This window comes from Desulfarculaceae bacterium (assembly GCA_020444545.1).
Classification (GTDB): domain Bacteria; phylum Desulfobacterota; class Desulfarculia; order Desulfarculales; family Desulfarculaceae; genus Desulfoferula.
In genome coordinates, this window is record JAHLKT010000002.1 from 614,738 (window position 1) to 641,364 (window position 26,627).

The 26,627-nt window shown below is 66.7% G+C and carries 23 protein-coding genes; 9 read left to right on the forward strand and 14 right to left on the reverse strand.

Annotated elements, in window-relative coordinates:
* Positions 1–13: 13 nt before the first annotated feature.
* On the reverse strand, positions 14–382 hold the full coding sequence (locus KQH53_07320) for a hypothetical protein (protein ID MCB2226474.1): 369 nt from the start codon (positions 380–382) through the stop codon (positions 14–16).
* A gap of 214 nt (positions 383–596) precedes the next feature.
* Between KQH53_07320 and KQH53_07325 the strand changes: the two genes are divergently transcribed.
* The 4 genes from KQH53_07325 to ftsY all read left to right on the forward strand — a co-directional run bounded on the left by KQH53_07325 (position 597) and on the right by ftsY (position 7,505).
* A complete protein-coding gene (locus tag KQH53_07325; protein ID MCB2226475.1) occupies positions 597–1,322 on the forward strand; it encodes a hypothetical protein in 726 nt (241 codons plus the stop codon).
* 16 nt (positions 1,323–1,338) lie between these two features.
* Positions 1,339–2,094: a hypothetical protein gene (locus KQH53_07330; protein MCB2226476.1), complete on the forward strand. Its 756-nt coding sequence runs from the start codon at positions 1,339–1,341 to the stop codon at positions 2,092–2,094.
* Between the two features lie 155 nt (positions 2,095–2,249).
* The gene (gene smc / locus KQH53_07335; protein MCB2226477.1) at positions 2,250–5,807 is read left to right on the forward strand and encodes a chromosome segregation protein SMC; all 3,558 of its coding nucleotides are present in this window, start codon (positions 2,250–2,252) and stop codon (positions 5,805–5,807) included.
* Positions 5,808–6,449: 642 nt separating this feature from the next.
* Positions 6,450–7,505 carry a signal recognition particle-docking protein FtsY gene (gene ftsY, locus KQH53_07340; GenBank protein ID MCB2226478.1) on the forward strand — a complete coding sequence of 352 codons (1,056 nt, stop codon included), beginning with the start codon at positions 6,450–6,452 and terminating at the stop codon, positions 7,503–7,505.
* Between the two features lie 74 nt (positions 7,506–7,579).
* On the opposite strand, the gene KQH53_07345 is transcribed toward ftsY, so the two are convergent.
* The 4 genes from KQH53_07345 to KQH53_07360 all read right to left on the reverse strand — a co-directional run bounded on the left by KQH53_07345 (position 7,580) and on the right by KQH53_07360 (position 13,575).
* Positions 7,580–8,134: a CBS domain-containing protein gene (locus tag KQH53_07345; GenBank protein ID MCB2226479.1), complete on the reverse strand. Its 555-nt coding sequence runs from the start codon at positions 8,132–8,134 to the stop codon at positions 7,580–7,582.
* 112 nt (positions 8,135–8,246) lie between these two features.
* Positions 8,247–9,860 carry an anion permease gene (locus KQH53_07350; GenBank protein ID MCB2226480.1) on the reverse strand — a complete coding sequence of 538 codons (1,614 nt, stop codon included), beginning with the start codon at positions 9,858–9,860 and terminating at the stop codon, positions 8,247–8,249.
* 246 nt (positions 9,861–10,106) lie between these two features.
* Positions 10,107–12,863: a DEAD/DEAH box helicase gene (locus KQH53_07355; protein MCB2226481.1), complete on the reverse strand. Its 2,757-nt coding sequence runs from the start codon at positions 12,861–12,863 to the stop codon at positions 10,107–10,109.
* Positions 12,864–12,879: 16 nt separating this feature from the next.
* Positions 12,880–13,575: a lysophospholipid acyltransferase family protein gene (locus KQH53_07360; protein ID MCB2226482.1), complete on the reverse strand. Its 696-nt coding sequence runs from the start codon at positions 13,573–13,575 to the stop codon at positions 12,880–12,882.
* 174 nt (positions 13,576–13,749) lie between these two features.
* Between KQH53_07360 and KQH53_07365 the strand changes: the two genes are divergently transcribed.
* Positions 13,750–14,139, forward strand: a complete 390-nt coding sequence (locus KQH53_07365) for an OsmC family protein (GenBank protein MCB2226483.1) — start codon at positions 13,750–13,752, stop codon at positions 14,137–14,139.
* A gap of 30 nt (positions 14,140–14,169) precedes the next feature.
* Here the strand turns inward: KQH53_07365 and cbiB are convergent, their stop codons facing one another.
* Positions 14,170–15,132: an adenosylcobinamide-phosphate synthase CbiB gene (gene cbiB / locus KQH53_07370; protein ID MCB2226484.1), complete on the reverse strand. Its 963-nt coding sequence runs from the start codon at positions 15,130–15,132 to the stop codon at positions 14,170–14,172.
* Positions 15,133–15,285: 153 nt separating this feature from the next.
* Here cbiB and KQH53_07375 point away from each other — a divergent pair, with 153 nt between their 5' ends.
* Complete coding sequence (locus KQH53_07375; protein MCB2226485.1) at positions 15,286–15,762, forward strand: phosphatidylglycerophosphatase A; 477 nt, start codon at positions 15,286–15,288, stop codon at positions 15,760–15,762.
* 167 nt (positions 15,763–15,929) lie between these two features.
* On the opposite strand, the gene KQH53_07380 is transcribed toward KQH53_07375, so the two are convergent.
* The 7 genes from KQH53_07380 to KQH53_07410 all read right to left on the reverse strand — a co-directional run bounded on the left by KQH53_07380 (position 15,930) and on the right by KQH53_07410 (position 23,497).
* A complete protein-coding gene (locus KQH53_07380) occupies positions 15,930–16,853 on the reverse strand; it encodes a divergent polysaccharide deacetylase family protein (protein MCB2226486.1) in 924 nt (307 codons plus the stop codon).
* Positions 16,850–18,274, reverse strand: coding sequence for a S41 family peptidase (locus KQH53_07385; protein ID MCB2226487.1), 1,425 nt, complete (start codon positions 18,272–18,274; stop codon positions 16,850–16,852). The genes KQH53_07380 and KQH53_07385 overlap by 4 nt, the downstream gene beginning before the upstream one ends.
* 61 nt (positions 18,275–18,335) lie before the next feature.
* Positions 18,336–19,442 carry a peptidoglycan DD-metalloendopeptidase family protein gene (locus KQH53_07390; GenBank protein ID MCB2226488.1) on the reverse strand — a complete coding sequence of 369 codons (1,107 nt, stop codon included), beginning with the start codon at positions 19,440–19,442 and terminating at the stop codon, positions 18,336–18,338.
* Positions 19,439–20,332 carry a permease-like cell division protein FtsX gene (locus KQH53_07395; GenBank protein MCB2226489.1) on the reverse strand — a complete coding sequence of 298 codons (894 nt, stop codon included), beginning with the start codon at positions 20,330–20,332 and terminating at the stop codon, positions 19,439–19,441. The genes KQH53_07390 and KQH53_07395 overlap by 4 nt, the downstream gene beginning before the upstream one ends.
* Complete coding sequence (locus KQH53_07400; GenBank protein ID MCB2226490.1) at positions 20,329–20,994, reverse strand: ATP-binding cassette domain-containing protein; 666 nt, start codon at positions 20,992–20,994, stop codon at positions 20,329–20,331. Before KQH53_07400 ends, KQH53_07395 begins: the two co-directional genes overlap by 4 nt.
* Complete coding sequence (locus KQH53_07405) at positions 20,991–22,394, reverse strand: TolC family protein (protein MCB2226491.1); 1,404 nt, start codon at positions 22,392–22,394, stop codon at positions 20,991–20,993. Before KQH53_07405 ends, KQH53_07400 begins: the two co-directional genes overlap by 4 nt.
* A 113-nt stretch (positions 22,395–22,507) precedes the next feature.
* Positions 22,508–23,497 (reverse strand): hypothetical protein, encoded by a 990-nt coding sequence (locus KQH53_07410; protein MCB2226492.1) that lies wholly within the window; start codon positions 23,495–23,497, stop codon positions 22,508–22,510.
* A 162-nt stretch (positions 23,498–23,659) separates the two neighbouring features.
* On the opposite strand from KQH53_07410, the gene KQH53_07415 reads away from it, so the two are divergent.
* The 3 genes from KQH53_07415 to KQH53_07425 are packed head-to-tail and all read left to right on the forward strand — an operon-like array spanning position 23,660 to position 26,174.
* Positions 23,660–24,382, forward strand: coding sequence for a glycosyltransferase family 2 protein (locus tag KQH53_07415; GenBank protein ID MCB2226493.1), 723 nt, complete (start codon positions 23,660–23,662; stop codon positions 24,380–24,382).
* Positions 24,383–24,395: 13 nt separating this feature from the next.
* Positions 24,396–25,406: a flippase-like domain-containing protein gene (locus tag KQH53_07420; GenBank protein MCB2226494.1), complete on the forward strand. Its 1,011-nt coding sequence runs from the start codon at positions 24,396–24,398 to the stop codon at positions 25,404–25,406.
* A gap of 60 nt (positions 25,407–25,466) precedes the next feature.
* The gene (locus KQH53_07425) at positions 25,467–26,174 is read left to right on the forward strand and encodes a lysophospholipase (GenBank protein ID MCB2226495.1); all 708 of its coding nucleotides are present in this window, start codon (positions 25,467–25,469) and stop codon (positions 26,172–26,174) included.
* A gap of 3 nt (positions 26,175–26,177) precedes the next feature.
* Here KQH53_07425 and KQH53_07430 read toward each other — a convergent pair whose 3' ends face one another.
* Entirely contained in the window at positions 26,178–26,591 is a 414-nt protein-coding gene (locus KQH53_07430; protein ID MCB2226496.1) for a hypothetical protein, read from the reverse strand.
* Between the last annotated feature and the right edge of the window lie 36 nt (positions 26,592–26,627).

Genomic DNA, 26,627 nt, shown 5'->3' on the forward strand with positions numbered 1-26,627 from the left:
AGCGCCGCGCGGCCTAGCCGCAGTCGCGCTTGATGATCTTGATAAGGGATTCGATCACCCCGTCCAGGCCCTCCTTCATGTCCTCCCAGTCGTTCTTTTGCCAGGAGGTGCCCATCAGGTTCACCGAGTCGATGAGGTCCTGATCCTGCTCCACGTTGGCCACGTCGGCCAGGGCGTTGGACAGCGTGCCCAGGTTCTTGTCCAGCTCGCTACCTTGCTCGATGCTCCCCACCTTGACCAGGGCCTCGGCCGCCTGATCCAGGGTGTTGACCATCTCTTCCAGCTCGGCACAGCTGGGAAGCTCCTGGGCGGCCATGGCCCCCGCCGGGAACAGGGCAAGACACATGGCCAGGGCCAGCGCCCCGAATACCCACTTTTTCACTTAGACCTCCGTGGTAACGGACCTTGATGTTGATCGGCAGGGTTTTGCCCGCCGCCATAAGAATCCCTACTTGTTAGGTTGGGCCTTGCGAGTACGTGAAGCAACACAATTAACGCCACGAAGCGCTCGCGGGCCCGCGCACAAGGCCCTTCATTTGTCCGCCCAGGCGTGGCAGAATCATAGCGTCGCCCCAAGTTACGCCCGGAGGATGGTAATGTTGCGCCGCGTTTTGTTCCTTCTGCCCATGCTGTGCCTGCTGCTCGCGTCCCTTGCCTGCCAGCAAGCGCGCATGGCCGTGCCTTCCGAGCTGGCCGTGGCCGCTCAGACCATAAAGGTAAAGCAGACCATGGTCTCGGGCTGGGACGCGCCCTTTGACTTTGGGCCCTACCATGTGAGCCGGGTGCAACGCGGCTGGACCGAGAGCACGGCCTGGGGCTTCCTGGGCTATGAGGACTACAAGGCCAAGCAGTCCTACCAGTTCGCCATTAAGAGCGAGAACGGCAAGCCCTGGCAATGCAACTGCGCCACCAAGGTGAGCCAGCAGGTGCTGGAAAGCATGGTGAGCGGCGAAAAGCTGACCTGGGAGCTGGGGGCCGGGGAAAACCTGGCCTGCACCCTCCTGGGCCCCAAGGGCGAGATGTGGCGCATGGCCCTGGCCGCCTCGGGCCGCGCCCGGGCGGTGATGCGCGGCCTGCTCAAGGGCCCGCAGCTCAATATCTCGGTGGAGGGCACCGATAAGCTGGAAGGCACCAGCCTTCCCATGCACGGCGCCAGCGGCTATGTCTTCTGGCTGAAAACCGCCACCAGCAGCGGCCTGTTGGGAGCGGTGCAGGTGATCAACAACGGCCTGCTGTGGCTACCCCAATCCCCGGAACGGGACGTGCTGGCCGCGGCCTCGGCCGCCCTGCTGCTGCATCAAAACGTGGATCGTAAAAACTAGGACCGGAAGACAGCCAATGACCCGACGCCTTCGCTTCGCCATGCCCCTGATCCTTTTGGCCGCCCTCGCTCTCTTTGCCGCCTGCGCCACGGCGGGCAAGCAGCCCCCGGCCGCTTCGGGCCTGGGAGCGCCCCTGGCGGTGAGCCACCCCGGCGAGGAAGGCTTTGAGGGCGACATAGTCTTCGGCCCTTACCGGGTCAACGCCATTCAGATGGAAAAGGTGAATCAGGCGGACTGGAGCTTCGTGGGGCGGCCGGGCCAGAGTATGCAGCAGGCCTTTAGCTTCGCGCTCAGCGGCGGGGAGCAGGACTGGCACTGCCTCTGCGCCCTGGGCGGCTACAGCACCGGAATGCCGTTGAACATCGGTACCTTCCTGGGACACGGCTTCTCCCTGGACCCCACCCACAGCCACTCCATGGCCTGCATCCTGCGCCCGGTGGGCGGCAAGAAGACCTGGCGCATGAGCCTCTACGCCCCGCCCACCAAGTGGAAGGACCAGGGGATGCTCAAGGATCCCACGGTGGAGGGCGGCCTGAGCGACGGGGTGGCTCTCACCATCCGCGTGCAGGCCAAGGGCACCGTGGCGGTGGAGACGGTGGGCGGCAAGATGCCCACGGAGTATCATTTCCTGGGCGACAACGGCGAGGTAGCCCAGATTCAGGTGGTCCCGCCCCGGCAGGTTTGGCTGCCTTCCGGGGCCCTGCGCGACCCACTGGCAGCGGCGGCCGGGGCCATTCTCTCGGTGCACCAGGCCAAGCCCGCAAAAAAATAGCCGGGCCCTTTCGGTGCACTCGGCCTAAAAATCCAGGCATCACTGCACCCTACATCTTGTTGTGTCAATGGAAGAGACCCACACAATGTTGTGTGCCCCATTGACTATGACCCCCACTTTTGCTAATTATGAGTGAACTCTAGCGTGGGGCGCCTGTGAAGGTTCGACGCCTGGACATCATTGGTTTTAAATCATTCGCCGACCGTACCCTGATGGATATTCCAGAAGGGCTTTGCGCGGTGGTGGGGCCCAACGGCTGCGGCAAGTCCAACGTGGTGGACGCGGTGCGCTGGGCCCTGGGCGAGCAGTCGGCCAAGCAGTTGCGCGGCTCCTCCATGGAAGACGTGATCTTCAACGGGGCCGACAACCGCAAGCCCGCCGGCATGGCCGAGGTGAACATCGTTTTTGAGAACGACGGCAGCGTCACCGCCGAGCCCTATGCCGGGCTGGCCGAGATCGCGGTCACCCGCCGCCTGTACCGCAACGGGGACAGCGAGTATCTGATCAACAAGATGCCCTGCCGCCTCAAGGACATCCAACAGGTGCTCATGGACACCGGCCTAGGCAACCGGGCCTACGCCATCATCGAGCAGGGCCGGGTGGGGGCCTTCATCGAGGCCAAGCCCGAGGAACGCCGCCTCTGGGTGGAGGAAGCGGCGGGCATCACCCGCTACAAGAACCAGAAAAAGGTGAGCCTGCGCAAGATGCAGGGCACCAAGGACAATCTCAACCGGCTCGACGACATCCTGGCCGAGGTGGCCACCCAGATGGAGCGCCTGAAGCGCCAGGCCAAAAAAGCCCAGCGCCACAAGGAACTGCGCGACCAGATTCGCGTCCTGGACCTCAACGTTTCCAGTTTCGAGTACCGCCAGTTCACCGAGGAGATCAGTGAGGTGAGCGCCGAGGCCGAGGCCGCGGGCACCAGCCTGGAGCTGGCCGGGCAACGCCTGGCCGCCTTGGAAGCCGATTTGGAGACCGCCCGCCTGGAGCTTTTGGAGGCCGAGGAGGAGATACGCGACTCCGGCGCCCGCCGCCTGGAGGCCCAGGGGGCCATCCAAAAGGCCGAGAACGAGCTGATCCTCCTGGGGCGCGAGGCCGAAAACCTCAAGCGTCAATCCGAGCGCCTGGAAGCCGAGCGGGTGGAGCTAAAGGGCAGCCTTGCCGCCGGCCAGGAAGAGCTCAACCAGGCCCGCCGGGTGTTGGCCTCGGCCGAGGGCGGCAAACGCGAGAGCGAGCTCATGGTCGGCGAGGCCTCCCAGGCGGTGGCCGCTCGCATGGAGGCCCTGGCCACGGCCGAGGAGTCGGTGGACCTGGCCAAGGCCGAGCTGGTCGACGCCATGAGCCGCCTGAGCCAGATCAAGAACCGCCTGGGCGACCTGGAGCGCCGCAGGGCCGACCTTAAGCGCCGCGCCTCCCAACAGGAAGAGCAGCGCGGCCAGCAGGCCACCCAGGAGGCCGAGGCCCGTCAGGCCCTGGAAGCCCGCCGGGGCGAGGCCGAGCGCTTGCGTGAGACCCTGGAAGAGGCAGCCGCCGACCTGGCCCGAGGCAAGGCCCGCTTCAAGGAGCTGACCACCGAGCTGGCCGCCCTGCGCCGGGCCGAGGACGAGGCCACCCGCCGCCGCTACGACCTGAGCGCGGCGGTGGACTCCATGGCGCTAAGCCTGGAATCCCACGACTGGGCCGGCGACGGAGTGCGCAAGGTTTTGGAGGCCGCCGCCCAAGGCGGTCCTCCGTCCGCGGTGCTGGGCGTGGTGGCCGAGAAGCTCAACGTGCAGCCGGGCCGCGAGGACCTGGTGGAGTCGGTCCTGGGGCCGGATCTCCAGGCGGTGGTCGTGGCCGACGGCGAGCAGGCCCTGGCCCTGGCCGCCTGGGCCGGAGAAAAAGGCCTGGGGCGCCTTCGGGTGGTGGCTCTGGCCGAGCTGGCCGGCGGCGGCTGGAGCGCTCCGCGCCAGGCCCAGCCCCTGGCCGGGCTGACCAAGCCCGAGCCCGGCTTCGAGCCTCTGTTGCACCTGTTGGCCGGAGCCGGCTGGTGCCCGGACCTGGAAAGCGCATGGCAGGCCGGCCGCTCCCTGGCCCCGGGCCAGGTGGTGGTGAGCCCGGGCGGAAAGCGCCTGGACCGCCCCGGCCTGGCCACGGTGGGCGGCGGAGTGAGCGATTCGGTGCTCACCCGGCGCAACGAACTGGCCGCCCGCCGCGAGGAGCTGGCCAAGGCCGAGCAGGAAGCCGAGGCCGCCACTCAGCGCCGCCGCAACGGGGAGGCCGAGCTGGCCGAGGCCGAGGTGGAGGTCAGCGTGCTGGCCGAGGAGCAACAGGCCCGCCAGGACGAGCTGGCCCGCCTGGAGCGCGACCTGGCCCGTAGCGAACAGGAAGCCGCCGGGGCGCGCCGCCGCCTGGAAGCCTTGCAGTTCGAGAGCGACGAGACCGTGGGTGAGCTGCGCCATCTGGAGGCCGAGGCCGACAACCTGTCGGCCCAAGCCGATGCGCTTAGCGGCCGCGATGCGGAGCTGGAAGAGGCCCTGGAAATGGCCCGCGAGGAGTTGCAGCTCTCCCGGGCTGAGCTGGAGGAGGCCCGCCACGCCGAGGGCGAGGTGAAGTTGGCCGCCCAGGCCAAGGCCAACCAGAGCGACCAGGCCCAGCGCGAGGCCAACCGCCTGCAACAGGAGCTGGACCGCTCCACCGCCCGCCTGCTGGCTCTGGGCCGCGAGTTGGAGCAGACCGCCGCCACCCTCACCGAGGTCACCACCCGCCGGGGCAAGGAGCAGGAAGGCCTGGGCGGGCTCTACGCCGAGCTGGATCGCCAGGAGGCGGGGCTCAAGCGGGCCCAGGACGTGCTGGGCCAGGCCCAGTCGCGCACCGGCCAGCTGGAGGGCGAACTCAAACGGGCCCGCGCCGAGCTGAAGCAGGCCGAGAACTCCAACCAGGAGCTGGCCTGGCGCCGCCGCGAGCTGGAGCTCAAGCGGGAGCAGGTGGCCGAGCAGACCATGGAGCGCTGCCGGGTGGAGCTGGCCGCGCGCTACCGCGAGTTTTTGCCCGAGGACAAGTTCGACCTGCCCGGGGGCAAGGAAAAGCTGGAGCGCCTGCGCAAGCGTCTCAACCGCCTGGGGCCGGTGAACCTGGAGGCCATCAGCGAGCACGCCGCCCTGGAGGAGCGCCACACCTTCCTCAGCGAGCAGCGGGCCGACCTGGAGGCCTCGCTGGAGGACCTGCGCTCGGCCATACGCAAGATCAACCGCACCACCCGGGGCCGCTTCCTGGAGACCCTGGAAGAGGTGAACAAGCGCCTGGACGGCGTGTTCCAGGTGCTCTTCGGCGGAGGCAGCGCCCAGCTCGTCTTGGAAGAGGGCCTGGACCCCTTGGAAGCGGGCCTGCACCTGATGGTGGAGCTGCCCGGCAAGAAGGTGAAAAACCTCGATTCCCTGTCCGGCGGCGAAAAGGCCATGAGCGCGGTGGCGGTCTTGTTCGCCCTGTTCCTCATCCGGCCGGCTCCCTTCTGCATCCTGGACGAGGTGGACGCGCCTTTGGACGAGGCCAATACCGGCCGTTTCCTGGACCTGCTGCAGCAGCTCTCGCGGCGCTCCCAGATCCTCATGATCACCCACAGCCGCTCCTCCATGGAGCTCATGGGCACCCTCTACGGCGTGACCATGGAGCAGAAGGGTGTGAGCAAGGTCCTCTCCGTGACCCTGGAGCAGGGCGAGTCCCTGGCCGCCTAGGCGGGTGGGGCCGAGGGGTATAAGCGGGGAGAGGCTGGGCCGTCAGGCCGGGCCACGCGGACATCAAGAGCAATGTAGGGGCGGGGTTTATCCCCGCCCTTTTTGGTTGGGCGCGATGGTGCCGGGTCATGGGAAGCTGAAGAGGTTGGGGATAGGGTGGGGGAGGCACAACCAAAGCCTTGTCATTGCGAGGAGCCGCCTGCAAGAGGCGGCGGAGCTTCTTGATGGGCCTCGGCATCCAATAGGTCAGCTGGGGATTTCTTGTCGCTCGGCCCAGGCCTCGCAACCCCTATAGCCAAGCTATCGGGGCCAACAGAGACACTTTTCCAACTACTCTCTTACCTGCTTCTTCGTCCTCTGTTATCCGCCCCAATTCCAGCACCGTCCTTGTCACCGCCTCTACCCTTGACGCCCGTGCCGGGTCTGACTAGAGTTGCGGCCAAGCCCTGGAAGCGCATCCGCCAACCTATCCCTCAAGGTTAGAGCAACATGGCCTTTTTCTGGCGCAAGAAAAACAAGCAGGAAGCAGAGACCGTCGAGGAGCAGGCTCAGGCCCCCGAGGCCCCGGAAGAGGTCGCTCCCGAAGGCGAGGCCGAAGCGGCCCAGGCCGCCGTGCCCGAGCCTGAATTGCTCGAGGCCGTGATGGTCGAAACGGCTGAGGAGCCCAAAGCCGAATCCGGCGAGCCGGTGGAGGAGCCCCCGGCAGCTTCCGAACCAGAACCAGAACCAGAGCCTGAGCTAGAGCCCGAAGCGGAACCCGAGCCCGAACCCGAGCCTGAGCCGGAGGAGCCCAAGCGCGGCCTGTGGGGCCGCCTGGGTGCGCGTCTCAAGAAAACCCGCGACAAGATCGGCGGGTCCATCGACCGCATCACCCTGGGCAAGAAGATCGACGACGACCTCCTGGACGACCTGGAGGAGGTGCTGGTCACCGCCGACCTGGGGGTGCAGACCTCGCTCAAGCTCATCGAGCAGCTCCGGGGCCAGGTGGCCCGCAAGGAGCTAAAGGACGCCGAGGCCCTCAAGAAGGCCCTGGGCCAAGGCATCGCCGGGGTGCTCTCCGAGGTGGCCGAGGTGCCTTCGCGCGACAACAACCCCCACGTGATCATGGTGGTGGGGGTCAATGGCGTGGGCAAGACCACCACCATCGGCAAACTGGCCCATCGCTTCAAGCAGGAGGGCCGCTCGGTGCTCCTGGGCGCGGGCGACACCTTCCGCGCGGCGGCCAGCGAGCAGCTTACCCTGTGGGCCGAGCGGGTGGGCTGCGACATCGTGGGCGGCCAGGAAGGGGCCGATCCTTCAGCCGTGGCCTTCGACGCGGTGGAGGCGGCGCTCAGCCGTGGCCGCGACCTGGTGCTCATCGACACCGCCGGCCGGCTGCACACCAAGGTCAACCTCATGGAGGAGCTCAAAAAGATCCACCGCGTGCTGGGCAAGAAGCTCGACGGCGCGCCCCATGAGGTGCTTCTGGTGCTGGACGCCACCACCGGTCAGAACGCCCTTCAGCAGGCCAAGCTGTTCAACCAGACGGTGCCGCTGACCGGCCTGGCCCTCACCAAGCTCGACGGCACGGCCAAGGGCGGGGTGGTGGTGGCCATCTCCGGCGAGCTGGGCCTGCCCATATGCTTCGCGGGCCTGGGCGAGGGTATGGAAGACTTGAAGCCCTTCGACGCCAAGGAGTTCGCCGAGGCCATCTTCTAGGCCGGGCGATCGCGCACAAAAAGAAGGGGAGGGCCGCTAGGCCCTCCCTTATTTATTGCGGCGCGGGGGCCGCGTCAGATCTTGCAGGCCTTCATCTGCTCGCAGACGAAGTCGCACACGTCCACAATGCGTAGGATGCCCGTCACTTTGCCCTGACGGCGTACCAGCACCGAGAGCTTACGGCCCATGACCAGCAGGTGCACCGCGTGGGCCAGGGTGTCGTTTTCGTCGACAAAGTCGTCCTGATCCAGGGGGCGCATGGCCTCCTTGGCCGAGATGTTGGCCGAGCGGGAGCACATGAACTCCCAGGGGTCTTCCCACAGCTCTTCCTTGTCCACCATGGACTTCATGAAATCCGGGTTGAGCCCGAAGTGGGTCAGGCGCTCGAAATCGCCGATCTGGCGGTATTTGGGCTCCATGGCCCGGAGCAGGTCCCAGTGGCTGATCTTGCCCACCACGTCGCCGCCTTCCAAAACCAAAATGGCGCGGTGCTTGAACTTCCCGGCCCGGGGGGTCTTGTCCCAGGACGCCTCCAAGGCGCTCACCGCCTCTTGCATGGTGGCCTCGGGGCCCACGCAGGCGTACTCCTCCAGGGGGATCATCAAGTCTTTCAAGGTCTGGCTCTTCATGGCGACCCTCCTTGCCTTATCTCTGGGCAGCGGAGCCCCTCGCGGAGCCCCCCTGCTTTGCCTGTCGTACATACCTCATTGTGTCACCAGCGCTCCAAAGCGGACAAGCCGCCTACCCACCCACCGCCTTCATGGCCTCGGTGGCGGTGGGCAAAACGCTGTCCGGGAAGCCCACCACGTTGTAGATAACCAGGAATCCGATGACCCACACCACGGCCATGCACAGAAGCCACAGCACGAAGCCGTACTTGATGAAGTCGGTGGGGTGGATGGCCCGCTGGCCGGTGTCCGGGTACACCCCCAAGCCGTAGACGATGGCGTTGTTGGGGGTACCCACGATCAGGAAGTGGGCGAAGCTGGTGGCAAAGGCCACGGCCAGGCCCACGGCCCAAGGCTCGCCGGGCACCTGGGTCATGATGCCCATGGGGATGACGATGGGGCCCAACAGGGCGGTGGTGCCCGCGTCGGACATGAAGTTGGTCATCAGGCCGGACAGGCCGCTCATGCCCACCCACAGGCCGAAGCCCTTGGACATGCCCACCGCTTCCAGGGCGCCCAGGAAGGTCTGGGCCAGCCACATGGCCGCGCCGGTCTCCTTGAGCAACGCGCCCAGGGTCAGGGCGCCGCAGTACATGAACCAGGCGTCCCAGGAGATGCCCCCCAGGATCTTGCGCCAGTCGGTGGTGCGGAAGATGACCGGGATCAACAAGGCCAGAAGGGAAGGTCCGCCCAGGCCCAGGTCGTGGCCGCCGAAAATCCACAAGACCAGGATCAAGAGAAGCATGCCGAAGGTTACGTATTCGGCATAGTTCATCTTGCCCATGCGCTTGGTCTCGTCCTTGATGGCCTTGAGGCCCGGGGTCAGGTCGGTGGTTTTTATTTTGCGCTTGAACAGCACGACCATGTACAAGGCCACCAGGAAGCCCATGACGGGCACCAGGGGCAGGCCGTACTTCATCCAGGTGAAGAAGTCCATGGGCACGTTGTACTCGTCCCAGAACCCCATCATGATCACGTTGCGGCCGCCGGCCGCCGGGCTGCCCACGCCGCCCACGTTGAGCGCGAAGCACAAAGCGAAAAGCAGGAACTTGGCCAGGGCCGGGTCATGCTCGATGGGCCCGCCGGGCTTGGAGCGCGCGGCCACCGCGCCCAGATACACCGCCATCATCACCGGGGTCATGAAGGCGCACATGGCGTGGGCCGAAATGAACGAACCAACCACTGACATGGAGATGCACAAGACGAACACCGGCACCATAAAGCCCTTGGTCCAGCCCAACAGCCAGGCGGCCAGGCGCTTGTGCAAGCCCACGTCCACCACGGCCACACCCATGGCCAAAACGCCCAACAGGAACATGGGGGCGTCGCCGGCAAAGGTCTTACCCACCATGGAGGAGGGCATCAGTTCCAGGAAGTAGGCCAGAATGGGCATGAGCACGCCGGTGAGGCCGATGGGTATGGCCTCGGTGGCGAAGAAGATAACCGCCATGGGGATGATGCCCAGCACCAGCATGGTCTTGTGGGCCGCCTCGGCGGCGTTGGTGGCTATGTGCCAATCAATCATTTTTTGGGCGAAACCGCCCTTTTGCACCACCGAGAGTACGCTCTCCGGGGTGGGCAGGACAAAGCCCACCAGCAGGAAGATGGCCACGCCGATGCCCATCCAGAGCAGGCGCCCCTTGAGGCTGCCTTCGTCGCCGCCGCCGTGATCAATATCGTGAGACATGGTTTTCTGGTCCTCCCCTCCTGATCCGCTGAAAAGAAAGGGCGCGGGGAATTAGTGATTTCGGTTACAAGCCCTAAAACTCTAATACAAACACTGCTGGACTCAAAACAAAATGTTCGGGTCCGCAACGCACATTATCTGGGTGCTTTTTATCACAACACCAGACAAAACTTAAAGAAAAAAGTAACAAGATAAGACACCTTGGTGTTGCAATATTTAACAGTTGCGATCAACTGATTGATATTTCTAGGTTGGCACCACCACCGGTGGCCTAAGCAACAGTTCCACCGCCTCCCGGGCGGTGTCGGCCAGGTGGGGGTGGGTCTCCCGGAGGGAGATGATCTGGCGTAAATTGTCCGCCGTGCGGTAGATGAGCTGTGCCAAATCGCCCTCGGCCCCGCTGTAGAGCAAGACCACCTGCTCGAATTCCATAAGCTGGCACCAGGCATAAACCGCGGCCGCGGCAGAGTAGGGCAGAACCGGGGTGTTGAAGCCCCATTGCCGCAGGCGGTCCATCATGGGGTCCAGGGCCTGGCGCAGCCCGGACAGGGCCGAACGCAGGCGCGGAGGCAGGGGCGGGGCGGCCTCGGGCTCGCGGTCGTCCACGAACAGGGCGATGAGCCCGGCCAGGAGCACCGGGTCCTGCTGGGGCAGGGCGCCCTGGCGGATGGCCTCTGCGATGAGTATCGGCTGGTCCAGGCGAAGCTGGCTGGCCCACAGGCCGTCGCCGGTGAGCTTTCCCTGGGGGTCGGCAAAGCCTTCGGTCCTGAGAAACTCCAGATGCCGCACGAAGTCGTACCAAAAGGCGTGGCTCTCCTGGGCCACCTCGGCCATGAGCGCCTCGGCCTGGTGGAGGAGCTTGCCCAGCCCCCGCTTCTCGGTGCGGCAGTCCGCCTCGGCCGGGCAGGACAAACACAACAGGCCCGAAAGCTCCATCTCCACCTCGGACAGGCGCTCGGCCAGCTCGGCCGACTCCTGGGCGGCCAACTCTTCGATCTGGGGCGCGCCCAGGGGAGTGGGATGCTCCGGGGCCTGCTCCATCACCGCCCCGGCCAGGGCGCGGCCACCGCCCGCCTGAGGCAGGCTGAGCTCTTCCTGAAACACCCCGGCCACCTCTTCCAGGGGTATGAACTGCAAACGCGGCTTGCCCCGCGTCAGGCGGCGGTCCTGCTCCAGGCCCACGGCCAGCACTCCGCGCTCGCCGTTGTTGGTCTCGCGCCGAAGCACGGCCCAAGGAGCGCCGTACATGTCCATGAACACGCGGCCCCGGCTCAGCGCACCCCAGATGCCCGCGCCCTCGTTCTTTAGCTCTTTGCTCATGCGCTGACGCATGGCCTCTAGCTGCCGCCTCCGGCGGCGGCGCACCACCGCCTCCTCGGGGCCAGGGCAGTCAGTGTCGGACAGCTCGAGGGCCAGGGCCTTTAAGGCCCGCTGGGGCCCGGCCCCGGTGCGCGGCTTGCCGCCGGTGCGCTCCAGGCGCTGGAAGGTGGCCAGGGACATGCCCAGCATCTGCTTTACCTCGGCCGGGCGCTGCGAGAGAAGCAGGTTGAGCACCATGGAGAAGTTGATGGACAGCTGGCTCTCGATGGGCTCGGGCTCGGAGGTGAGCAGGGAAGCCACCAGGGGGATGTCGTTGAAGGGACCGGGCACCACGCAGGCAAAGCCGATCTCGTCCATGCCCCGGCGCCCGGCCCGGCCGGTCATCTGCAACAGGTCCGTGGCCTTGAGCTCCACGAACTCGCGGCCGTTGAAGCGGTCGCTCTGGGTGATGACCACGGTGCGGGCCGGGAAGTTGACCCCCGCGGCCACGGTGCTGGTGGAGAAGATGGCCCTCAGAAGGCCCTTCTGCATGAGCCGCTCCACCAGAAGCTTTTCCAGAGGCAGGTGCCCGGCGTGGTGGCTGGCCGCCTGCACCTTGCGGATCTGCTGAACCTGCTCCTGCCCGGCCAGGAAGGGATAGGCCTCCACCCAGGCGTCGATCTCCTGGTTGAGCTCCTGCTCCATCGCCGCGTCGGTGAGCAAACGGGCGGCGGCCACGTGGCCCAGGGCCGCGTCGCAGTCCGAGCGCGACTTGAGGAAAAAGATGGCGGGCAGCAGGTCCGCGTGGCCCAGGGCCGAGAGCACCCGCGAGAAGGGGGGCAAATGGGTGGCCTGCCATCCCCGGCGGCGCTGGCCCTCGTTCTCCACGTAGTACTTGACCTTGCCGAACAGGCCCCGCGAGCTCTTGAGCGGGGTCAGCTCGCCGTCGGGCATCAGGAAAATGGGGTACAGGGGCACGGGCCGCTGGTCGCTGAGCACCGTGGCGCAGGGCTCGTCGCGCACGAACTCCAGCCAGCGGGCGATCTGGGCCGCGTTGGCCACCGTGGCCGAGAGGAGCAGCAGGCGCACCCGCACGGGCAGGTAGATGATCACCTCTTCCCAGACCACGCCCCGGTCCGGGTCGCCCAGGAAGTGGGCCTCGTCCAGCACCACCAGGCCGGCGTCCAGGTCCATGCCCTTGTACATGGCGTCGTAGAGCTGGTTGCGCAGAATCTCGGTGGTGCCCACGATTAGCGGGGCGCCAAGGTTCTCCTTGCGGTCGCCGGTGAGAATGCCCACGTTCTCGCGCCCGAAGATCTGACCGAACTCGGCCAGCTTGGCGTTGGACAGGGCCTTGAGGGGGCTGGCGTACCAGGCCCGCTGCCCGGCGGCCAGGGCCCGGGCGATGGCCTGTTCCGCGATCCAGGTTTTGCCGCTGCCCGTGGGCGCGCTCACCACCACGTCCTGCTTGGCCAGGGTGTCCACCGCCTCCTGCTGGAAGGGGTCGGGCACAAAGGGCGCGTCCTCGGGCACCCCTACGCTGGCCAGGACTGGCTTGAGCTTGGGGTTGATGGAGGGCGAGAAGGGGGTGCGATCGGGCGGCGGGGTGCGCCGGGAACGGCTGCCCGACGGCTTGCCGGGCTTGCCGGAGCGGCCCGCGGCGCCGGACTTGCGCGGCTTGCGGGGTGGACGCCGCTTGCTCATTGGCCGCCCCCGCGTTTCATGCCGGGTCCTCGTAGCCGGTGATGGCGTCCAACTCTTCCTTGATGCGGTTCATCTCATCCTCCAGTTCCTGCCGGGCCTGCTCCAGGGCCGCGCCCTTGATGTCCGGAGGATAGTAAAACTCCTTGCCCGCTGTGAGCACAATCTTGGCGAAAGGCTTGGGGATCATGGTGCGGTCCCAGGTCTTGCGCAAGACCCACACCCGTTTGGAGGACCACATGAGGGGCACCAGAGGCAAGCCGGTGCGCGCGGCCAGGGCGATCATGCCCTTCTTGGCGTGGTAGCGCGGACCCCGGGGGCCGTCGGCCACGGTGGCCGCGTAGCCCTCCGGGTGCTCGCGCAGATATTCGGCCATCTCCTTTAGCGCGGTCAGGCCGCCCCGGGAGGAGGAGCCCCGCACCGGCACCCCGCCCATGATCTCCAGGTAGCGGGCCAGGTACTCGCCGTCGCGGGAACGGCTGATCATGATGGCCGGGTGCAGGGGGCCGAAATAGTACAGGGCGTAGATGGCTCCCCGGTGCCAGGTGACTCCGATGCCCGGGCGGCCGGCGTCGAAGAACTTCTCCACCAGGTCGGGACGCAATATCTCGTTGCGGCAGGTGCGGAAAATGGCGCGCAATAGGCGGGCGGCGAGCTGGGTGACCAGCCAGAACTTCAGGCGTTCCCCGAATTTTCGTTGCGGCCCTGTTGCCAAGCCATCGCCTCCCCGAATAAACACCGGCCCGCCGCGGCGAGCCCATCCTATGCTTACCATGCCTAGGCGCCCGGGGCCAAGGGCCGCGAACAAATGCCTGCCCATTATGGGCCTTTTTTGCTACAAAAAGATTCAAGGCATGACGCCGCCAACCAGGAAAGGCTAGGCATGGAAATGACAGTGGAGCTGGGGCCGGGCGCGGAGGTGCGCGCCCGCTGGGACGACTTCGAGGTGCTCACCGACCAGCCGCCCGCCTTTGGCGGCCAGAACAAGGCCCCCGCGCCTTTTGAGCTGTTTTTGGCCTCCCTGGCCACCTGCGCGGGGTTCTACGTGTCCAGCTTTTGCCAGGCCCGCCACATCTCCATCGAGGGCCTGACCCTGGTGCAGCGCGCCGTGCCCGACCCCGACGGCCAAGGCAAGGACGCCATCGAGCTGGAGATAAACCTGCCGCCCGATTTTCCGCCGCGTTATGAAAAGGCGGTGGTGCGGGTGGCCAATCAGTGCACCGTGAAAAAGGCGCTCCTGAACCCGCCCGAGATCAGGCTGAGCGCCAAGAAAGTTTAAGGGGAAATTACACAGTCTGGCGAAGCCGCCCTAACCCCACCAACCCAGGCCCCAGGCGCAGAGAACCGCCGCCGCCGTGGCCAGCACGAAGGCCACCTGGATGAGCGATAGGCAGTGGTAGCCGTCGCCCTTGGTCACCGGCCCGCCCTTGGGGTTGATCCAGGGCTTGTCCACCAAACGGCCGCCGTAATAGTTGGGCCCGCCCAGGATGACCCCCAGGGCCCCGGCCGCGGCCGCTTCGGGCCAGGCCGAGTTGGGGCTCTTGTGGGCCTTGTGATCGGCCAGGGTAACCCGCCAGGCGTCCTTGGCGCTGAGCCCCAGCAGAGGGCAGACCGCCACCAGGATCAGGGCGCTGATCCGGGCCGGAATCCAGCCCGCGATGTCGTCCATGCGCGCGGCGGCCCAGCCCAGGTCGCGGTAGGTGTCGCTCTTGTAGCCCACCATGGAGTCCAGGGTGTTGATCGCCTTGTAGGCCACCGCCGCGGCCGGCCCGCCGATGGCCAGGTAGAACAGGGGAGCCACCACCCCGTCGTTGAAGCCCTCGGCCACCGTCTCCACCACCGCGCGGCGCACCCCCTCCTCGTCCAGGCGGCTGGTGTCGCGGCCCACGATCATGGCCAGTTGGCCCTGGGCGTAGACCAAATCCCCGGCCCGCAGGGTGTCCAGCACCACCCGGGCCTCGCGCCAGAGCTGACCCGCGGCCAGGCACTGCCAGGCCAGGAGAAGGGCGGCCAGCCAATACAGCGGCGCGGCGATCCAGGCGCAGAGAACCAGAAGAGCCAGGGCTCCCAAGGTGAAGCCGCCGGCCACGGCCAAGACCAGGATGGCCCCGGCCACCTTGAGGTCCGTGGGCGAGAAGCACCAGGCGCGTAAACGGCACTCCAGCCAGTCCACGGCCCGTCCCATGTAGCGCACCAGATGGGGCCAGGTGGGCGGGTCGCCGATAACGGCGTCGATCAGGGCGGCCAGGGCGATGATCCAAGCTCCGGTCATGGTTTCCTCTCGTGGACAGGGGCAGGAGCAATAAAGTCTAAAATTCTAGTTCAGGCTCGGCCTCGGCGCAAGCGGGAGGCGCGGGGATCGTGTTGCGCGGCCGGGCTTTCTGATAACATGGAGCCGTAACCCGCAACTCGTCAAGGAGCCGCCTTGCTAGCCTTTCACCGCTGGTTGAGCAGCCTGGGAGTGGGCCTGTTGCCCGGAGCCCAGGGCACCTACGCTTCGCTGCTGGTGGCGGGCCTGGCGGCCCTGTGGCTGGGCCTGGGCGGCGCGCCGCTCATTGGCTGGCCCTATGCCGCGCTCTGCCTGGCGGTGACCCTGGTTGCCCTGTGGTCCAGCCACGCGGCCTTGCGGCGTCACGTATTCGGAGCCTCGCCCGACCCGGGCCAGATCACCATCGACGAGGCAGCCGGGATGCTCCTGGCAATGTGGGGTGTGCCCTGTCTGGGCTGGCAGATCATCGCCGCCCTGGTGCTTTTCCGCATTTTTGACATCGTGAAGCCCCTGGGAGTGGGGGCGCTGCAACGCCTCCCAGGCGCCTGGGGGGTGGTGGCCGACGACCTGCTGGCCGGGCTATACGCCCTGGCGGTGTGGCGGCTGTTGGCCTGGGTGCCCACCGTCCTTTAAGCGACGGTTTCGCCAGGCAACGGCATACTGTGTTGGCGTCCGCGCTCCAGCCTCGACGTAGGTTTCCCTACGCCTCCGGCTGTCGCTTGCCGCCGCCTTGTCTGCCGCTCCCTGGCTGTGCCGGGGTTCCCAGACAAGCCGTTTGACCGCCGGATAGAAAGCTAACCCTAGCTCCCTTTTTTCACCAACTCTTTGGCTAGAACCAACTGAACCTTCTTATGAAGGCGCGGCTTCCAGCGCTCCAGGGCGGCGATGGTGTTGGCCTGGGGGTGTCCGATGGCAATGGCCGCTCCGCGCTTTTGGGCCAGCTTGATCAGCCTCTGGAACTGGGCGTCAATGTCCGTTGGGTTGCTGGAATGGTCCAGGAACACGTCGCGCCGGGCAGTAACCAGGCCCAGGCGCTGGGCAGTGGCCAGGCCCTGGGAGTCGGCGGCGGTGAAGCTGTCCACGTAGAACAGGCCCCGCTTTTTCAGCTCGATCAACACCGGCTCCATGCGCGCGGCGCTGCGGCTGTAGAGCGAACCCATGTGGTTGTTCACCCCCTGGGCCTGGGGCACCCGGGCCAGGTCCATGGAGAGCACGGCCAGCACCTCGGGGCGGGACATATTGGTCATAAGCAGGCCTGTCCCCTTGGGCATGGCGGCGTAGTTCACCGGCTCCATGGGCAAATGCAGCATCACCCCCAGCCCGGCCTGGCGGGCGCGGCGAGCTACCGCCTGGGCCTGGGGCGCATGGGGCAACACCGACACGGTGAGGGGAATCCTGAGGGCCAGCAGGCGATTCAAAGGCTGGGTGCCGTGGCCCATGTCGTCGATGATAAGGGCCACGCGGGGCAGGGCGGGCCGCTGAGGCTCGGCTGGGGCCGGGGCCGGCTGCTTCGCGGGAGCCGGCTTGGCCTTGGCTTTGGGCTTGGGGGTTGGCTTGGCCTTGGCGACGTGCTTGACCACGGCTTTGGCCCGGGGCCGGGTGGGAGTGCCGCCGCCCCACCACAAGCCGATGGCAAAGGCCAAAGCAACGGCCGCCGCGCCCAGGCCCCAGTAAAGGCGGCGCTTGGCGCGGCGGCGGTCGGCCTTGGTGGGCCGTTTACTCACTGGTTGACGGCTTTGGGCAGCTCCTTGAGTTGGGCCGGGGGCTCCCTGCGGCTAAAGACCTGCCAAGCCTTCAGGAGGTCCAGGGCCCGGGTCATCTGGTTGTCCTTGTCCAGGCGATCCTTGGGATAGTAGAGCTTGTCCATGGCCTTGTCCTTGTCCTTGGCGTCCTTGGCCGCGCCGTTGTCCTCGGCCTCGGGCTTGGCCGCGTTTTCCTTGTCAGACTCGGCCTGGGCGGGGGTATCCTCCGGCGCCATGGCACCTTGCAGGTCCGCCTCCTTGATGCCCTGGTTCTTCTCCGCCTTCTTGGTGGGTGCGGGCGGCTTGAAGGGCACCTCCAGGTCCGGGATGATGCCCTTGGCCTGGATGGAGCGGCCGTTGGGGGTGTAGTAGCGGGCCGTGGTCAGCTTGAGGGCGCCTTTGTCGCCAAGGGGCAGGATGGTTTGCACCGAGCCCTTGCCAAAGGTCGGGGTGCCCAGGATCATGGCGCGGTGATGGTCCTGCAAGGCGCCGGCCACGATCTCGCTGGCCGAGGCCGAGCCCTGGTTCACCAGCACTATGATGGGGTAGTTGCCCGCGGTCATGTGCGGCGTGGCCTTGAAAACCATGTCCTGGCCCGGCGTGCGGCCACGGGTGGAGACGATGACGCCTTGGTCCAGGAACTGGTCGGACACGTTCACCGCCTCGCCCAAGAGGCCGCCGGGGTTGGTTCTGAGGTCGATGATCAGGCCCTTCAGGGGCACTTTCTGCTCTTGCAGCTTGTTCAGGGCGGCGATGAGGTCGTTGGTGGTGTTCTCCTGGAAGCTGGCCAAACGGATCAGGCCGTAGCCGTTCTCCAGGAGGTAGAAGCGCACGCTCTTGATGGGGATCACGTCGCGTACGATGGAGATGTCCTTGAGCTTGCTCAGGCCCTCGCGCAGGATGGTCAGGGTCACCTTGGAGCCCTTGGGGCCCCGGATCACCTTAACCGCGTCCATGAGGTTCATGCCCTTGGTGAGCTTGCCGTCGATCTTTATGATGCGGTCGCCGGCCTCCACGCCGGCCTTGAAGGCCGGGGTCCCCTCGATGGGCGAGACCACGGTGAGGGTGCCGTCCTTCATGGAGATGACGATGCCCACCCCCGAGAAGCTGCCCTTGGTCTCCACTTGCAGCTCCTTGTACTCCTCGGGAGTCAGGTAGGCGCTGTGCGGGTCCAGGCTGCTGACCATGCCCTTGATAGCCTCGGTGAGAAGCTCGTCGGGAGTCTTTTTCTCCACGTACTTCTTCTGGATCAGCTCCATCACCTCGATGAGCAGGCCGGTGCGGCGATAGTCGTTGTCATCGGCCGCCTGGGCAGGGGACTGGCGCAGTTGGGGCAGCATGAAGGCGGTGACGGCCACCACCATGATCAGGAAGATTCCGAAACGCAACCAACGGCCGGGCATGAAGGCCTCCCCGTACAAGTTGAAAATTAAAGAACAACCTTATCCCGCGCCCCCCAGACGGTCAAGAGCCCAGCCGGAGCCAGGCCCTGGGGTCCACGGCCTTGGCTTCCAGGCGCACTTCCAAGTATAAACGCCCGCCCGGGGCCACGGTACCCACTACCTCGCCGGGCGCCACCACCTGGCCCTTGGCCACCGCCAATGAGCCCAGGTGTCCCAGCACGGTGTGCACCTTTTCGCCGTGGTCCAGCACCACCACCCGGCCCATCCGGCCCAGCTCGCCGGCATAGGCCACCCGCCCGCCCCAGGGGGCCCGCACCGGAGCTCCGTCCCTGGCTTGCAGGGTTATGCCCGGCCGGGAGGCTCCTCCGGGCGCCCGGAGCACCCGCCCCGGCACCGGCGGGCTCAGATGGCCCTGGGCCGCGCGCACCCCTGGCAGGGGGCGTGCCTCCTCCGCGCCCTGGGGCAACAGGGCAAAGGCGCGGGCCAGGCGCGCCTCGGCCTCCTTGATGGCCGCGATGCGCTCGATAATGGCCAGGCGGCGTTCTTGCATGTGTTCCAGCAGATTGCTGCGCTGGGTGTGCAACAGGCTCAGGCGCGAGCGGGCCGCTTCGACCTGGGAGCGAAGCTCGGCCAGCTGGTTCTGCTTGAGGGCCAGGCTGCCCTGCACGTGGGTCAGGCGGCGGCGGGCGGCCTGCAAATCGTTCAGGCGCTGGTGCTGCCCGGCAAGGAGCCAGGTTATGGCCCGGGAGCGCGCCGCCACCCGGCGGTAGTCTTGTTCCGAGGCCATGAGCCCCTGGTCGCTCTCCACGCCCAGCAGGTACAGGGCGCGGACCTGCTGGAGGTAGAGCCGCTCCTGACGCTTCAGGGTGGCGCGCAGGTTGGCTTCCTCGGCCAGGACGCCGGGCAGGCGCTGCTCCAGCTCCAGCTGCACCCGTTCCAACTCGGCCGCCTCGGCCTGTTCCTTGGCGTAGCTCTCTTCCAGGTTCTTCAGCTCGCCTCCCAGGCGGGCCATGGTCTTGGCCGCCGCCTCCCATTGGTCCAACAGGGAGATTAGGCGGTTCTTCAGCTCCAAACGGGCCTGTTGGGGAGTCTGGGCCAGGGACAGACAGGGGAGCAGGCAAAGGACTGCGAGCAACGCGGCCGCCGGCCAGAAGCGGGGCAAGCTCACACCATCTCCCGGGGGCGCAGGCTGCGGCCCACCCCCAGGAAACCGCCCAGCACCCCGGCCAGCACGGCCAGCCCGGCCAGGGCCAGAGGCAAAAAGGGCGGGAAAGCCAAGAGCTCAACCAGGCGCAGGCCTAGGGGCAGGGCGGCTGGAGCGGCCAGCAGATTAAACAAACCCCACAGGAGCAGGCTGGCCAGGATGGCGGCCATAAGGCCTTGCAGCACCGCCTCCACCAGATAGGGCAGGCGCATGTAGGAAGGGCTGGCCCCCACCAGTGCCATGAGCTCCAGCTCGCGCCGCCGCACATGCACCGCCAGGCGCACCGTGTTGCTGGCCACCAGCACCACGCCCAGGAAAAGCAGGATGCCCAGGGCCACGGCCAGGTCGCCGCCCGCGGCCAGGGCGCGCTCCAGGCGCTTGAGCCAGGGGCGTCCGCTGACCACCTCGGACACTCCGACCTGTTCCTTGATGTGCGCGCTAAGCTCGGGTCTGGCCGTCACGCCGGGCATGAGCACCAGCTCCACCCCGTCGGGCAGGGGGTTCACCTCCAGATCGTCCAAGAGCGAGGCCTGGGGCCCCAGCTGGCGCTTGAAGCGCACCAGGGCCTCTTCCTTGCCCACGTAGCGGGTGGAAGCCACGCCGGGCAGCTTGCTCATCTCCAAGGCCAGCTCGCGGCCCCGCTCGGCCCCGGCCGTGGGCGAGAGCACCACCAGAAGGGTAGGCCCGGTGAGCAAGCGGGAGGCGGCGGTGTCCAGGTTAAGGCAAAGCGTCAGATAGGCCCCCATGATGGCCAGGGCCACGGTGAGGGTGCTAACCGCCACGGCCTGGAGCCACATGTCCTCGCCCATCTGCCGCCAGGCGCGGCTCAGGGGCCTCCGGCCCACCCGGCTCAACAGACCTCCTCCAAACATCCCCTCTCCAGGTGCACCAGACGGGCGCCGCGCACCAGGGAGAGCAGGGTGGGGTCGTGGGTGGCCACCAATACCGTGGCCCCGCCCACGTAGTCGCCCACCAACAGGCGCATCATGGCCAGGGCGTTGTCCGGGTCCAGGTTGCCGGTGGGCTCGTCGGCCAAGATGAGATCCGGCCCCGGGGCCAGGGCGCGGGCCAGGGCCACCCGCTGCTGCTCCCCGCCGCTCAGGGTGTCGGCCGGGGCCTCGGCCATGTCCCGAAGCTTCACCTGCTCCAGCACCTCGCTGACCCGTTTCTCCATGGCCCGGCGTCCCACCCCGGCCACTTCCAAAGAAAGGGCCACGTTTTCGAACACAGTGCGCCCGGGCAGGAGGCGGAAGTCCTGAAACACCAGACCCAGGCGGCGGCGCAAAAGGGGCAGCTTGCCCGGGGCCAGGCGGCCCAGGTCCGAGCCGCCCACCACCACCCGGCCTTGGCTGGGCAATTCCGCGCCGTAGAGCAGGCGTAATAGGGTGGTCTTGCCCGCGCCGGAGGGGCCGGTGAGATACACGAACTGTCCCGGGGGCACGCGGAGGGAGATCCGCTTGAGGGCGGGTTCCTCCCGGTGGGGATAGAGCTTGGTCACCGACTCCAGGCGGATCATGGCCACATGCCGGTGTTGGGTTTGGGAGCCTTGTAGCCCACCCGGGCCAGGCCCCGGCCCATGGCCCGCTTGAGGCGGGCCTCGGCGATGTTGAAGGTGGCCAGGGCGTTGTAGTAGTTGTTGCGCGCCTGGGCCAGGAGAAGCTGGGCGTCCAAAAGCTCGGTGTTGGTGGTTAGCTGCTCCTTGTAGCGCTCGAAGGTGACCCGGTAGTTCTCCTCGGCCTGTTTCACCCCGGTGGTGGAGGTGCGGATGTTGATCTGGGCCTCGCGCAGGAACAGGGTGGCCTCCTTGACCTGCAAGTCCACCTCGTCCTCGAGCTGCTGCTTGGCCGCCTCCAGGCGGCGCTTGTCGGCCCGCTGCTGGCTGGTCTGGTGGGCGGTGCGGCCCCACTCCCAGAAGGCCCAGTCCAGCTGGGTGGTCACGGTCCAGTTGGTGGCGTCGTTGTACTCGCTGTCGCCCAGGGTGGCGTTGTTGCTGGTGAAGTCGTAGGAGGCCCGGAGGTTCACCTCGGGGTAGAAGCCGCTCTGGGCCCTTTTGATGCTCTGGTCGGCCTGCTTGAGTTGCAGGTCCACGGCCTTGATCTCCGGCCGCTCAACCCGGGCCACGTTGCGGAACTTGGTGTAGTCCAACTCCACGGGATAGGACTTTAGGATGTCTTTAACCCGCAGGGGCCGCTCCACGGCCAGGCCCAGCAGGCGGTTCAGCCGGGCCCGGCTCAGGGCGCGGTCGTTCTTGGCGCTCACCAGGCGCTGCCGGGCGTCGGACAGGCGCACCTCGGTCTTGAGCACGTCGTTGATGGGGATGATGCCCACCTCGTAGAAGTCGCGGCTCACCTTGAGCTGGGCCTCCAACTGGCTCACCGCCTCTTGGGAGACCTGCACGCCCTTGATGTAGCGCAGATACAGGAAGTACTGCTCCTTCACCTTGAGGGCCACGTCGAGGTAGGCCAAAAACAGGTTCACCTCGGCCAGGTTGACCCCCAGCTTGGTGAGTTCGTATTGGCTGGAGATGCGGAAGCCGGTGAACAGGGGCTGCTTGAGTCCGGTGGACCACTGGTAGATGTTGTCCTCGTTGACCACCGCGTTTATGGCCCCGGTGCGGAACTGGGGCGGGTTCTGGGTTTTTTGCCAGCCATAGCTGGTGGAGAGCGAGGGCAGATAGTAGGTGAAGGCCTCTTTTTGCTGGCTGGCCGCCTTTTCCAGCTCGGCCAGTACCTGCTTGATGTTGGGAGAGTAGTCCAGGGCCATGGTCAGGGCCTGGCTCAGGGAGATTTCCCGGCCCGTGGAGGGCGCCTTGTCATCCAAGGCCATGGCGGGGGAGGCGGCCAGGGCCAACATGATCAATCCGAGGCCCAGGGCAGCCCAGCCTTGGCCCAAGCCCATGATGCGCGTTCGCCTCACCCTTGCCCTCCTTGCGCCGAAAATACAAGCCGTTGGCGGGCCCGCGCCCGCTAAATATTGAATATGGCAGGCCTGCCCCGGGTGTCAACCATTGTGTAACCGCGAGGCTGGCCTCAGGCCCGTCCCTGCCCGGTGATGCGGTCCAGGGCGGCCTTGAACATCCCCAGGGTCCAGGCCCAGGGGCGCAGCAGGCACCAGAGCAAGGCCCGCTGCATCAGCTCCGGCTCCCGTTGGGAGAGCTGCTTCAAAAACCCCCGGTTGAGAGGATAGAGCAGCAGCAGGCAAATCAGGGGCAGGGTGATCGCCCGCTCCGGGGCAACGCGGGCCAAAGCTATGGCCAGGCCCACGGCCAAAAGCACCAATACGCTCTGCCAGAAGCGTCCCGCGCCCCGGCTACCGCTCAGGCCCAGGCGGCGGCGGTGCAGGATGTTGCGGAAGCGGTTGCGCCCCAAATGGTAGGCCAGGCCCAGGGCCGCGCCCAGGGTGGCGGGCAAGGGGCGCTTGATGGCCAGCTCCGGGTCCAGGGCCAGCTCCAGATCAGCCGCGTTCAGGCGGTAGGCCAGCTCGTAGTTCTCCAGGCCCTCGCCCTCGTCGGCCGGGTCGAAGCCCCCGGCCCGCAAGAATTCTTGGCGGCGATAGGCCGCGGAGACCGCGTCGGGCAGGGTCTCGCCGCGCTCCAGCTCCAGCTCCAGGGCCACCAGCCGCGCCCAGGCGGCCGAGGGGTCGCTGGGCAGACACCGGCCGCCCACGCCCACCAGGTCCGCGTCAGCCAAATCCGCCCCCAGCCTCGCCAAGAGGTCCGGGGGCAGGCGGCAGTCGGTCTGGCTGAAAAAGAGCACTTCGCCGTGGGCCTGCTCGGCTGCCTGGTTGCGCGCCGCCCCGGCCGGGCAGGGAGGCAGGGGCATAATGGTGATCGGCCCGCCCAGCTCGGCCACGCGGGCCCGCAGGGCCTCTTGGCGGGCCTGCTCCGCCCCGGGCAAGACCACCAGGGCCTCCCACTGCCCCGGCGGCAGGGCGGACAAGGAGGCCAGGCCCGAGTCGTCGCCGCCAGGGGCGGGGTCGGCCAGCAGGATCAGGCTGTAGGGCAGGGCGGATCGGTTCATTATGGCATGGCCCCCTGGGAAGGTTGCATGGCCGCGATTGTAGCAAGCCGGGGGGGATGCCTCAAGCCGCATCATGGGCTTGCGGAAAGGGCCGGGGAGCGTTAAGTATGGAATAACCTTTTTTTACCTGCCCGGGCGAGGCTCCTGGTCAAGGAGGCTGATGTGCTTTTAAGCGTGGTGATGCCGGTTTTCAACGAGGAAAAGTTCCTGCGCGAGATCATCCGCCAGGTGCAGGCGGTGGACCTGGGCGATCTGGAGCGCGAGCTGGTGCTCGTGGACGATTGCTCGGTGGACGCCTCTTGGCAGATCGCCCAGGAGCTGGAGGGCGCCGTTTCGGTGGACGAGTCCCTCAAGCCCTTCGACCGCCCCATCCGGATATTTCGCCACGCGGTGAACCAGGGCAAGGGCGCGGCCCTGCGCACCGGGTTCAGCAAGGCGTCCGGCGAACTGATCATCATTCAGGACGCGGACCTGGAATACGACCCCGAGGACTACCTCAAGCTCCTGGCTCCGGTACTCAAGGGCAAAGCCGATGTGGTATACGGCTCGCGTTTCACCGGCGAGCGGCGCAACATGTTCTTCCACCACTGGATCGGCAACCGCTTTTTGACCCTGGTCACCAACGTGTTGTTCAACACCACCCTGAGCGACATGGAGACCTGCTACAAGCTGTTCAAGCGCGAGGCCCTGGAGGGCATCGTGATCAAGAGCGACCGCTTCAACTTCGAGCCCGAGATCACGGCCAAGATACTCAAAAAGGGCATCCGCATCTACGAGGTGCCCATCTCCTACAGCGGCCGCGAGTTCGAGGAGGGCAAGAAGATCACCTGGCGCGACGGCTTCGTGGCCCTCTGGTGCCTGGTCAAGTTCCGCTTCACCGACTAGGCCGCCCCAGCTCATGTGGAAACAGTATTTATTCGGCCTCCTGGTCAGCCTGGCGGCGGTGTACTTCTTTTTCAAAGCCGCGCCGCCGGACCAGATGCTGGCCTCCCTGGATCAGCTCAATCTCTGGTGGGTCATACCCGCCACCCTGGTCTACATCGGTTCCTATGCCTTTAGGGCCGTGCGCTGGCACTACCTCATGCGGCCCGTGGCCGGGGTGCGCTTTCGGCCCCTGTTCGCGGCCCTGATGATCGGTTTTTTGGGCAACAACATCCTGCCCGCCCACTTGGGCGAGGTGGTGCGGGCCGTGGTCCTGGGCCAGACCGAGCGGGTGTCCAAGTCGGCCACCATGGCCACCGTGGTCCTGGAGCGTGTCTACGACGGCCTGACCGTGCTGTTCCTGTTGCTGGTGGTGCTGTTGTTCGTGGACCTGCCCACGGGCCAGGTGGAGGGCAGCCTCATCACCACCGCCAACCTGCGCGCCGCGGGCTGGCTGGGCCTGGCCCTGTTCGCCGGGCTGCTGCTGGTGTTGCAGGCCTTCCGCTGGCAGCGGGCCGCTTCGCTCCGGCTCATGGCCTGGCTGCTCAAGCCCGTCCCGGAGCGTTTCAGCAAAAAGATCGTCAGCGCTACGGACTCCTTCGCCGACGGCCTGGCCGTGGCCAAGGTCAGCGACCTGGTCTGGATCGGGTTTTACTCCTTGTGCACCTGGATGACCCTGGCGCTGTGGGCCTGGCTGTTCATGCTGGCCTTTGGCATCAGCCTGGGCTTCATGGCAGGAGTGCTCATGGAGGTGGTGCTGGCCCTGGCCCTGTTGATCCCCGCCGCGCCGGCCTTCGTGGGCACCTTCCATCTGGCCGCCGCGGCCACCCTGGCCTTCATGGGGGCCAACCCCGGGGTGGCCGGCTCCTACGCCATGGTGATCTGGCTAAACCATTTCGTGTCCACCACTCTGCTGGGCATCTATTATCTGTGGAGGTTGGGCCTGGGCTGGGGCGCTCTCACCGGCAAGGTGAAAAGCTCGCATTAAAGACCATTTAAGCGAAATTGCGCCTAAATAACTTTAAGTAAAATTCCGGAGGTCAGGGCCATGCAACAAGGCGAGGAGTTCAACTTCAGGGCCGGCGACCTGACCCTGGCCGGACGCCTGCACCGCCCCAAGGGCGCGCCCCGCTCCATGGCCATAATCTCCCACGGCCTAGAGTCCTCCATGGCCTCGGCCAAGCTGACCCGCCTGGCCCAGGCGCTGGCCGAGGCCGGGCACCTGGCCTACCGCTTCGACCACTCCGGCTGCGGCATATCCCCCGGCGACCTGAGCCGCACCTCGCTAACCGTGCGGCGCGACGAGCTACTGGCCGCCGTGGACGCGCTCAAGGCCGCCGAGCCCGGCCTGCCCCTGGTGTACATGGGCTCGTCCTTTGGCGGCACCACCGCCCTGCTGGCCGGGGACATCGAGCCGCCCGCCTGCTCTTTGCACTGGTCCACGCCCTGGGACTTCGAGCCCCTGTTCAACACCATCGCCAACCCGCCCGAACGGCCGCCTTTCCGCGACTTGGTGCGCGACGTGCCCCGGCACGACCTCGAGGCCGTCCTGGCTCGCACGGAGCGCGCCTTTTTGGTGCACGGCGAATTGGATGAGGTGGTGCCCGTGGGTCAGTCGCGCTGGGCTTTGGGCATTCTGCGCGAGCCCAAGGAACTGCTGGTGCTGCCGGCCGCGGACCACCGCCTCAGCGAGCTGGCGGACCAGGACCAGGCCATGGCCGCCTCCCTGGCCTGGGTAGACCGCTGTCTGGGCTAGAGACTAGTCCCTTACTTCGCAGTCGCTGCGCTTGAAACCATTGCAGGTGCAGGTGATTTTCTTGTCCGCGGGCGGGCAATCCCAGTTGTAATCCATGGGGCCGCCCTTGGAGGGCCGCACCAGCAGGGTGTACTCCACCTCCGGCTGGTCGTTGACCGCGTAGAGGCACATCATGCGTCCCGGGCCCTTCAGGAAGCCCTCGTAAGAAGCTCCGGTGAACATGTCGATGCTGGCGTTGGCAGTGGGGGGCTTGTAGTCCCGGCGCTGCTTCCAGCCGCCCGGCGCGCTCCACCATCCCTGGACTTTTTCCAGCTTTTCCGCCGGCGGGCAGGTGAGTATCCCTGACTGAATCGCCCCGGCGGCGGACGCCAGGGTCAGGACCAGGAGCAGGGCGAGGAGAACGCGGGGGATGGTCATGGTCTCTCCCGGAAGCAATGGAGGTGATTCGAGTCG

Bases quoted from the DNA above. Each gene is read 5' to 3' on its own strand.
- ftsY (MCB2226478.1), top strand. From the start codon at position 6,450: ATGGTCGAAACGGCTGAGGAGCCCAAAGCCGAATCCGGCGAGCCGGTG.
- cbiB (MCB2226484.1), bottom strand. From the start codon at position 15,132: ATGACCGGAGCTTGGATCATCGCCCTGGCCGCCCTGATCGACGCCGTT.
- KQH53_07430 (MCB2226496.1), bottom strand. From the start codon at position 26,591: ATGACCATCCCCCGCGTTCTCCTCGCCCTGCTCCTGGTCCTGACCCTG.
- KQH53_07385 (MCB2226487.1), bottom strand. From the start codon at position 18,274: ATGCCCGGCCGTTGGTTGCGTTTCGGAATCTTCCTGATCATGGTGGTG.
- KQH53_07425 (MCB2226495.1), top strand. From the start codon at position 25,467: ATGCAACAAGGCGAGGAGTTCAACTTCAGGGCCGGCGACCTGACCCTG.
- KQH53_07420 (MCB2226494.1), top strand. From the start codon at position 24,396: ATGTGGAAACAGTATTTATTCGGCCTCCTGGTCAGCCTGGCGGCGGTG.
- KQH53_07330 (MCB2226476.1), top strand. From the start codon at position 1,339: ATGACCCGACGCCTTCGCTTCGCCATGCCCCTGATCCTTTTGGCCGCC.
- KQH53_07355 (MCB2226481.1), bottom strand. From the start codon at position 12,863: ATGAGCAAGCGGCGTCCACCCCGCAAGCCGCGCAAGTCCGGCGCCGCG.
- KQH53_07325 (MCB2226475.1), top strand. From the start codon at position 597: ATGTTGCGCCGCGTTTTGTTCCTTCTGCCCATGCTGTGCCTGCTGCTC.
- KQH53_07400 (MCB2226490.1), bottom strand. From the start codon at position 20,994: ATGATCCGCCTGGAGTCGGTGACCAAGCTCTATCCCCACCGGGAGGAA.
- KQH53_07410 (MCB2226492.1), bottom strand. From the start codon at position 23,497: ATGAACCGATCCGCCCTGCCCTACAGCCTGATCCTGCTGGCCGACCCC.
- KQH53_07350 (MCB2226480.1), bottom strand. From the start codon at position 9,860: ATGTCTCACGATATTGATCACGGCGGCGGCGACGAAGGCAGCCTCAAG.
- KQH53_07345 (MCB2226479.1), bottom strand. From the start codon at position 8,134: ATGAAGAGCCAGACCTTGAAAGACTTGATGATCCCCCTGGAGGAGTAC.
- KQH53_07365 (MCB2226483.1), top strand. From the start codon at position 13,750: ATGACAGTGGAGCTGGGGCCGGGCGCGGAGGTGCGCGCCCGCTGGGAC.